Annotated in this window: 3 protein-coding genes; all 3 read left to right on the top strand. The window is 31.8% G+C overall.

The genetic code is table 11. The features are described from left to right. The first annotated feature begins 274 nt into the window (after window positions 1-274). The 3 genes from U9R42_05005 to sprA are packed head-to-tail and all read left to right on the top strand — an operon-like array spanning window position 275 to window position 10418. The gene (locus U9R42_05005; GenBank protein MEA3495376.1) at window positions 275-2548 is read left to right on the top strand and encodes an NADP-dependent malic enzyme; all 2274 of its coding nucleotides are present in this window, start codon (window positions 275-277) and stop codon (window positions 2546-2548) included. 5 nt (window positions 2549-2553) lie between these two features. Beyond that, entirely contained in the window at window positions 2554-3141 is a 588-nt protein-coding gene (gene ruvA / locus U9R42_05000) for a Holliday junction branch migration protein RuvA (GenBank protein ID MEA3495375.1), read from the top strand. 29 nt (window positions 3142-3170) lie between these two features. Then, window positions 3171-10418, top strand: a complete 7248-nt coding sequence (sprA, locus tag U9R42_04995) for a cell surface protein SprA (protein ID MEA3495374.1) — start codon at window positions 3171-3173, stop codon at window positions 10416-10418. The last annotated feature ends 273 nt before the right edge of the window (window positions 10419-10691 follow it).

Below are 10691 nucleotides of genomic sequence, written 5' to 3'. Positions count from 1 at the left end.
TTCTCAATAGCTTGTGCCTCCGCTAAAGCTTCAGCGACACGCGGACGGCTATTCAGAAAAATTTGTGCCTTGCATCTTATTCATTATCTTTGTTTCTTAAAAGAAATGTATTTATAGAACCCCCCTATTATCAAGAAAAAGTCTTTAACAAATAAGAATATTTTTTTATTTGTTGTTTTGATTTACATTGATTAATTTTGTGTCGAAATTTTTAAGGAATTAAAATGATTCCTGTTAAATATTGTTATAAAAAATTAATAAAAAATAAAATATTATGGCTAAAAAATTCACAGATAAAGATGCATTGGATTATCATTCAAAAGGTAAACCAGGGAAAATTGAAGTTATAGCAACTACCCCAACTAATAGTCAGAGAGATTTGGCATTAGCATACACTCCCGGTGTAGCAGTTCCTTGTCTTAAAATTGCAGACAATAAAGATGACGTTTATAAATATACCGCAAAAGGAAATCTTGTTGCAGTTATTAGCAATGGAACAGCAGTGTTAGGATTAGGAGACATTGGAGCTGATGCCTCCAAACCCGTTATGGAAGGAAAAGGATTATTGTTTAAAACATTTTCCGATATTGATGTTTTTGATATAGAAGTTGACACAAAAGATATTGACAAATTTGTTGAAACTTGTAAACTTATTTCTGTAACATTTGGAGGAATAAACCTTGAAGATATAAAAGCACCTGAGTGTTTCGAAATTGAAGAAAGAGTAAAGGAGGCTCTTGATATCCCTGTAATGCATGATGACCAACACGGCACAGCAATAATTTCATCTGCTGCTCTGTTGAATGCCAGTGAAATTGTTGGGAAAAAAATTAGTGAGCTTAAAATGGTTGTAAATGGTGCAGGTGCTGCTGCAATTTCATGTTCTAAATTGTGTATAAAAATTGGTGTTAAAAAGGAAAATATTGTAATGCTTGATAGCAAAGGTGCTATAACAGATGAAAGAAAAGATTTAAATAAATATAAAAAACAATTTATAACAACAAGGAAGATAAAAACTCTAAAAGAAGCTGTTAAAGATGCTGATGTATTTCTTGGTTTATCTAAAGGAAACATTCTTACAAAAGAAATGGTTAAATCTATGGCTCATGACCCGATAATATTTGCCATGGCTAATCCTAATCCTGAAATAAGTTACGAAGATGCACAAGATGCAGTAGATAGCCTTATTATGGCAACCGGTAGATCCGATTATCCAAATCAGATAAATAATGTTCTTGGTTTTCCATTTATTTTTAGAGGTGCATTGGATGTTAGAGCTACAACAATAAATGAAGAGATGAAAGTTGCTGCTATCAAAGCATTGGCAGAGCTAGCAAAAAAACCAGTACCGGAAGAAGTTAATATTGCTTATGGAGAAAAAAATATAAGTTTTGGAAGGGATTATATTATCCCCAAACCTTTTGACCATAGATTAATAGTAGATGTTTCTATGGCAGTTGCAAAAGCAGCAATGGATACAGGTGTAGCAAAAGAACCAATAAAAGATTGGAATAAGTATAGTATTGAATTAGAAAGCCGAATAGGAAAAGGTTCAGCCTTTATCCGAAATATTAAATCCAGAGCAAGAAGAAATCCTAAACGTCTTGTTTTTGCAGAAGCCGAAAATTATAAAATATTAAAGGCAGCTGAAATTGTAAACAATGAAGAGATTGCAATTCCGATTTTACTCGGTGAAGAGAAAAAGATCAGAAAAATTATCAAAGAAAATAAATTAGAAATTAATGGTGTTGAAATAATTAATCCAAGGTCAGAAAAAGAAGCAAAAAGAGTAGAAGAGTTTGCTAAAGATTTTTATGAATGTAGAAAAAGAAAAGGCATTACACTTCAATTTGCAAGAGACCAAATGAGACATAGAAATTATTTTGGACCAAAATTAGTAAAAAATGGGTATGCAGATGCAATGCTTTCAGGTCTTACAACAACTTACCCAAACACAGTAAAGCCTGCATTACAGATTATTGGAAAAAATTCAAGACTGGTTTCAGGAATGTATATCATGTTAACAGAAAAAGGTCCTATCTTTTTTGCCGATACTACAATTAATATGAATCCTTCAGTACAAGATTTGTACGATATTACACTTGATACTGCTGAGGCAGTCAAAAAATTTGGATATGAACCAAGAATAGCAATGTTATCGTATTCAAATTTTGGTTCACACAATGGAAGAATTCCAACTCTCGTTAAAGACACTACTGAATTATTACAAAAAAACCATCCTGACCTTATTGTTGATGGTGATATACAAGCAAATTTTGCTGTTAATAATGAACTACTTAAAGAGAATTTTCCATTTTCAAAATTAATTGACAAACCAACAAATACTTTAATATTCCCATATTTATCTGCAGGAAATATTGCTTATAAACTTATTCAGGAAATGAGTCATAATAATGCTATTGGTCCTGTTCTTAACGGAATAAAAAAACCTGTACATATTTTGCAAATGGGCAGTACTGTTGAAGAAATTGTTAATATGGCAACTGTTGCTGTTATTGATGCCCAATATCAAGAACAGGAAAAATAAAAAATATGTATGAATATATAGAAGGAATAATTGCAAAACAAACCCCAACATACACTGTTATTGATGTTGGGGGGATTGCATATAAAATAAATGTTCCCTTATCAACACACGAAAAAATTGCAGGTGCGAAAAAAATTAAATTACTAATTCACCTGACAATAAAAGAAGACGCTCATATTTTGTATGGCTTTTTTACAACAGAGGAAAGAGAGATTTTTAAAAGTCTAATTTCTGTTTCAGGAATTGGCACAAACACCGCAATTCTAATATTGTCATCCTTAGCAACAAATGAACTAAGCGAGGCAATAATAAAAGGAGATGTTGCGTTGTTAAAATCAATAAAAGGCATTGGCTCAAAAACAGCACAAAGAATGATTATTGAATTGCAAGATACATTTAAGAAAAAAACTGATGAACAAATTATTGGATTAAATTTACCCGATTCATCTTTTGAAGAAGCAATTGGAGCTTTGTCTATGCTGGGATTTAAAAAGCATGATGCTGAAAAAGTTGTGAGAAAAGTTGTAAGAGAGAATAAAGCCGAAACATTAACTGTTGAAGAAATTATTAAACTCTCATTAAAAAGGTTGTAATTAAAATATTTGAAGAAGCGAATTTGACAATGATAAAAAGGTTTTTCCATCCATTTCCTACTGTGTTGATTGTAATTTTACTTTCTTTGTTTGTTTCTTTGGGATACACTCACATAAATAAAAATTATGATTTAAAAAGCCCAAACACCTCCTTTTTAGATGATTCTTCATCAAACAAAAAAGACACCTTAAAATACCCTATTAAAGACAAATCGCAAGACCCCTTAAGTGGAGAAAAAAGCAGTTCTCTAGATTTTGAAACACCAAGTATTTTTGAAACTCACTTAAACCTTGATTCAACTTTAAATTATTATTCCACTTACAAAACAATTAACGGATTAAAAATTGGAGTTGAACAAAAATATTCTTTAAGTGAATACATTAGAGAAAGTAATAAACTATTTCAAAAAGATTATTTCAAAGAAAGATCAAAAGCACAGAACTTTTTACAAGGTGAATCAAGTGGATTAATACCAAATTTAAACATTAAAACCCCTGAAATAATTGAAGACATTATTGGAGGAGGAATTGACATCAAACCACAAGGTTCTGCTGAACTAATCTTTTCTTATGATCACAACAAAGTGGAAAATCCTTCATGGTCGTTAAGGCAACAAAGAACAGGACAATTTAAATTTGATCAAAAAATAAAATTGAATGTTCGCGGAAACATTGGTGACAAAATTGGATTGGGAATAGGATACGATACAGAAAGCAGTTTTGATTTTGACAACGAAATAAAACTTAGATTTGAAGGTAAGGAAGATGACATCGTAAAACTACTTGAAGCAGGTAACGTAACATTGCCAATAAAAGGAACACTTATTACCGGAAGTAGAAGTCTCTTTGGAATAAAAACAAAGTTGCAGTTTGGAAAAATGACAGTAACAACAGTGTTTTCACAGAAAAAAAGTGAGAAGAAAGAAATAACTCTTGAAAATGGAGCACAAAAAACTCAATACAGTATTTCAGCATTAGAATATGATGATAACAAACACTTCTTTTTAAATCAATATTTTAGAAATCAATATGAAAAAGCTTTAGAAAGATTACCTGTAATAACTTCAGGTGTTCAAATTACTAAAGTAGAAGTGTGGGTTATTAATAAAACCGGTGATCACCGTGATGTACGTAACATTGTAGCATTTTCTGACCTTGGTGAAGTAAATCCATGGAACTCTCATCCCGACAATCCATTACCCGGCAATTTTATAACACACAAGTCTGACTTTCCCGACAATGATGCAAATACTTTGTATGAAAATCTAAAATCAGATCCTGCTTATAGAGAAAATGCTACCGTTAGCTTGAAACTGTCAGACTTAAATAATGCTCCGTATAATGTTTTTAATGGCAAAGATTACTTAAAAATTGATAATGCTCGCAAATTAGACAAAAATGAATATTCAATAAATTCACAATTAGGTTACATTTCTTTAAATCAACGATTAAATCCAGGATATGCTCTTGCTGTAACTTATGAATACACCATAAACGGTGCAAGAAAACAAATCGGTGAATTTGCTCAAGATATACCTCCAAACCCTAGCAATCCAAATGTCCTTTTTGTAAAAATGTTAAAAAGCACATCTTCTCGTACAGATATTCCAATGTGGGACTTGATGATGAAAAACATTTACAGTCTCGGTTCTTCACAAATTCAATCAAACGAATTCAGACTTGAAGTAATTTATGAAGACGATAAAACAGGGGCAAACTTAAATTATATCCCGGAAAATTCAGAAACAGAATTATCAAATCAGTTTTTATTACAAGTGCTTGGACTAGATAGGCTAAATAGTCAAAACGAATTGTCTGCTGATGGTGTATTTGACTTTTTAGACGGCAGAACAATTTTAACAGGTCCCGGTAAAATTATTTTCCCTTACCTTGAACCTTTTGGAAAAACATTACGTAACAAATTTGAAAATGATGCACTTGCCGACAAATACGTTTTTAATGCTATTTATGATTCTACAAAAGTTCAGGCAGAACAGCTTAAACAGTTTGACAAGTTTTACCTCAGAGGTTTTTATCTGGGAGCATCAGGTTCTGAAATTTCATTAAATGCAATTAATATCCCCGAAGGTTCAGTAACAGTTTCTGCAGGAGGAATGCAACTTCAAGAAAATGTTGACTATACTGTTGACTATACTTTGGGACGAGTAAAAATTATAAATCAAAGTGTTTTAAACTCAGGACAACCCATAAAAATATCCGCAGAAAGTAATACATTTTTCCAAATTCAACAAAAATCTTTAATAGGAACAAGACTTGATTATCGCTTTAATGAAGATTTTAATTTGGGAAGTACCTTTTTGTATTTGAAAGAAAAACCAATGACTCAGAAAGTAAACATTGGTGATGAACCACTTAGTAATGTGATTGTTGGATTAGACGGAACATACAGAACAGACTCCAGATTCCTTACAAAAATGGTTGATAAACTTCCACTTATAGAAACAAAAGCAAAATCTGAAATACTTTTGTCAGGAGAATTCGCTCAATTATTTCCCGGACATCCAAAAGTAATTGGTCCAAACGGAACGTCATACCTTGATGACTTTGAAGGAAGCGAAGTACCTTATGATTTAAGAACCGGTGCGTATTGGGTTTTAGCAAGTACACCAAAAGGACAAAACAATCTTTTTCCTTATGGCGGTCTTTCTAATGATTTAAAATACAATTATGGTCGTGCCAGATTATCGTGGTACATAATTGATGATATGTTTTTTCGTAGCAATTCATATACTCCAGATAATATTGATAATGACATGCTTTCTAAACACAGTATGAGAGAGGTATTAATAAATGAAGTCTTTAGAAATAAACAATTGTCAAATGGTGTTCCCCAGACTTTAAGGACCTTTGACCTCGCATACTTCCCTAACGAAAGAGGTGCTTATAATTTTGATGCAAACAGTATTGATAATGACGGTTTTTTAGAAAATTCCGAATTGAACTGGGCTGGAATAATGAGAGCAATAGAAACAAGTGATTTTGAAGCTGCAAACATTGAGTATTTGGAATTTTGGCTAATGGACCCCTATGCTGATTTTCCCGACAATCCACCTGAAGGTGGAATTATTTATATTCATCTTGGAAATGTTTCAGAAGATATTATTAAAGATGGAATTAAAACTTTTGAAAATGGATTCCCGGAGGACAGCCAAACAGATACTACCAATTCATTAAAAACCGTATGGGGATATGTACCTTCAATAACACCCATAAACTATGCATTTAACAATGACCCCGAATCACGAAAATATCAGGATATTGGATATGATGGACTAAGTGATGAACAAGAACGAATATTTCATAAAAACACTTTTTTAGATAATCTTCAAACACGCTTAACAACAAAAGCTTATAACGATATTTACAAAGATCCATCGGGAGATAATTATCATTTTTTCAGAGGAGACGACTTAGATAGTGCCGATGCAAATATTGTTGACAGGTATAAATATTATATAAATTCAGAAAATAACTCACCAGTACCGAACGCAGGTGATAAATTTACTTCATCAGGTTCCTTAAGCCCCAATGTTGAGGACATTAATAATGATTACACATTAAATGAAATAGAATCATATTATCAATACGCCATAAAAATCAAACCCAAAAATGATCCATCAATGACTGTTGGACAAAATAATATCGTTGATAAAATTCATGCAACGGTAAAACTTAAAGACGGAACATCAGATGTAGTTACTTGGTATCAATTTAAAATACCCGTTCGTTCTTATGAAAAACGTATCGGACAAATTCGTGATTTTAAATCAATACGATTTATGCGTTTAATAATGAGCAACTTTAATGAACCTGTTGTTTGTCGTTTTGCAAGGTTGCAATTAGTACGAGGTGATTGGCGAAAATATCTTTATGATTTAAATTCTCCTTCCGAATATACAGGAAATGATCCAATTAACACTTCAAATTTTAATATTTCAACCGTTAACATTGAAGCAAATGGATTAAGAGAACCTATACCTTATGTTCTTCCCCCCGGAATTGAAAGAGAAGTTGACTATTCATACACAGAACTTCTTGAACAAAATGAGCAATCATTATCATTCTCTACATGTTTGAGCGATGGAGAAGCAAAAGCTGCATATAAAAACACCTCCTTTGATCTTAGAACTTATAAAAGATTAAAAATGTTTGTTCATGCCGAATCAAGTCAAGGACAAGAACTTAAAAAAGGAGACCTTTCGTTATTTATACGAATGGGTACAGACTTTAGCAGTAATTATTACGAATACGAAATTCCGTTAGACCCAACAGACAGTAATGTTAAAAATAATCCTCCTGAAATATGGAAAGAAGCAAATGAAATAGACATTGAATTTCAAGAGTTTTTTGTTGTAAAGCAATATCGTGAAACATCATCAGGGGCTTCAATTAATTTACCTTTTTCACAAATGGATTCAAAAGGAAAAGGAAAAATTACGGTTAAAGGAAATCCTGACTTGAGTAATGTAAAGGTTATAATGATTGGAGTAAGAAACCCATCAAAAAATGACCCTTGGAACCCCAATGATATTGGTTATTCTCATTGTGGTATTGTTTGGATAAATGAATTACGAGTAACTGATTTTAATGAAAAAGGTGGATGGGCAGCAATAGGACGTGCAACAACAAAATTAGCTGATTTTGGAAAAATAACTGCCTCAGGTAATATTACCACTGTTGGTTTTGGCGGGCTGGAACAAAAATTACAAGAAAGAAGCAAAGAAAATTCTAAAGGTTTTGATGTTCAAACATTTCTTGAGCTTGGAAAACTTTTTCCTAAAAAAGCAAGTGTCCGAATTCCAATGTATTACAACTATTCAATGCAAAGTGTTCGCCCCCAATACAATCCTTTGGCTCCCGATATTTTACTTGAAACAAGGCTTAAAATTGCAAAAGAAAACAAAGAAGATAAAGATTCAATACTACATGCTGTTGAAACCTTTACAGAAAGACGAAGTATTAATTTTATGAATGTTCAAAAAATGCGTAAGAGTGGTGGAAAAGCACATTTTTATGATATTGAAAACTTCCTTCTTTCTTATGTTTATTCTGATATGTTTAAAAGAGATATTAATACCGAAAGTAGTTTTAAAAAGAGTCAGCAATTTATCCTGAATTATAATTATACTTTTAAGCAAAAATCAATAACACCCTTCAAAAAACTTTCAAGATCAAAACATCTGAAACTAATAACTGATTTTAATGTTGGTTTACTACCACAAGCATTTTCTTTTAAAACACAAATAGACAGACGATACAGTGAAATTTTATATAGAAATACTGGAAATACAAGAACTATTGTAAAACCAATTTATGACAAAAATTTTACAATGAAACGTACTTTTGATTATCGTCATAACCTTTCCAGATCTCTACGCTTTTCTTACAATACTAATATTGATGCCTACTTCCAAGAGCCAGCAGGAGCCATTACTGGAGAATCAAAAGAACAACTCATGGAAAGTTTTATGACTTTCGGAAAGAAAAAGAATCTTAATCAAAAAGTAAATCTTACTTATGATGTTCCATTAAGGAAATTACCAATGCTAAACTGGATGTCTGCACGGGCAAATTACACAGGAAGCTATAATTGGCAAGAAGCTCCACCAACAAATGATTCACTCGGTAATACAATTCAAAACTCACAAACATTTCAGGTAAACAGTCAATTGAATTTTGTATCTTTATATTCAAAAGTCCCATTTTTGAAAACAATAAATAGAGGAAAAAGCAATGTTGACAAAATGCGAAAAAAGAAATTTAAGAAACTAAAAGAAGAGGAAAAAGGAAAAACTAAAAAAGTGAAAGGTACAAAAGAAAAAGAGGCTGAAGAAGATGGCGAAAAAGAAGAAAAAATGAAAGAGGACGATGTTGACATGAATGAAGGCTTTGTTAAAACAATTGAAGGTGTATTAAGAGTAATGATGAGCTTACGAAATATCAGTATAAATTATACATTAAATAATGGAACAACTTTACCCGGCTTCTCTGAAGATCCTCAATTTATTGGAAATAATTGGAACTTAAATGCTCCCGGATTGCCATTTATTGTTGGTATTCAAGACACTAATTTTAAATGGATGGCTGGACAAAACGGATGGTTAAGTGTTGACCCATTATTGAGTTCTCTTTACAGTGCATCAAGTACAGAAAACATAACTTTACAGGCAAACATTGAACCTGTAAAGGGTTTTAAGATAAACGTTGACATGACAAGAAGAGAGGTTCACAACACTCAAGGAATTTTTAATTATGACGAAAATCTTGAACAACATACACTTAGGAGTCCTGTTGAAAATGGAAGCTATAGTATATCGTTTTGGAGCTTTCCTACAGCACTAAAAGGAAAATGGGACGAAGAAATTTCTGAAGTTTATGAGCAATTTTTAAATAATCGTTTTGTTATCGCTCAGCGTTTATCACAAGATTATTTTGGAAGTTATGTAATTGACGACAGCACACATTTTCCAAAAGGATATTCGGGAACATCACAGGATGTTATAATTCCGGCTTTCCTTTCTGCTTATTCTAACCAAAATGCTTCAACATATAGCATTAATCCATTAAGAAAAATTCCTGCTCCTAACTGGAGACTTACTTATAATGGACTTGGTAAATTAGATATTTTTAAAGATTTTGTGAAAAACATTAATATTAATCATTCTTATAGGTCAACCTATACAATTAGTAATTTTACTTCCAACCTTGATTATTCTGAAAATCAAAGCTGGATAAGAGGCGAAAACCTGACTACTGAATATAGAATACAACAAATAACAATATCAGAACAACTTAGTCCTTTATTAGGAATTGATATAAACTGGGAAAATAATTGGACATCTCGTATTGAGTACAGGGCAAGCAGAACAATAGGATTTAGTTTCTCAAATTTTCAGATGACAGAAGTAAGAAACCGAGACTTTACCATAGGAATTGGCTACAGAGCAAGAGAAATAAAATTACCTTTTAAAGTAAAAGGAAAACCTGCATTACTTGAAAATGATTTAAACTTTAGATTTGATTTTACATTAAAAAACAACAGATCTACCAGTACCAGATTAGATGGAAAAGGAAGTGAGTCGGTAGGTGGTAATCACATGCTTACGATTAAACCTGTAATTGATTATGTGGTAAATGATAATTTAACATTTAGATTATTTTTTAATAGAAATGTTACAAAACCTGTTATTTCTACAAGCTATCCTACAGCTTTTACAAATGGCGGATTTAGTGTGAGATACACACTTGGACAATAAATACAGATTTCTGGGATATTCCATAAACACCGATTTTCACAGCAAACTTTTCAGCCATAATTAAATCCTAATTTTAGTATCTTCATTATTTTTAAAATTTATTCAAAATATAGATAGTTTTCTAAGAGGCACTATTTATTAATACTGAATTTTGAAGTAAAAAGATGACTCTGAGCAATTTTTGTGATCAGCAAATTTCATTATTCATAATTTCTTGTTCAATATTCGATATTTTCGCGACAATATATATACTGAGCGGTCATAAACTGCCTT

The organism is Bacteroidota bacterium, from assembly GCA_034723125.1.
Lineage (GTDB): Bacteria > Bacteroidota > Bacteroidia > CAILMK01 > JAAYUY01 > JAYEOP01.
This window is presented reverse-complemented; position numbering and strand designations above follow the sequence as displayed.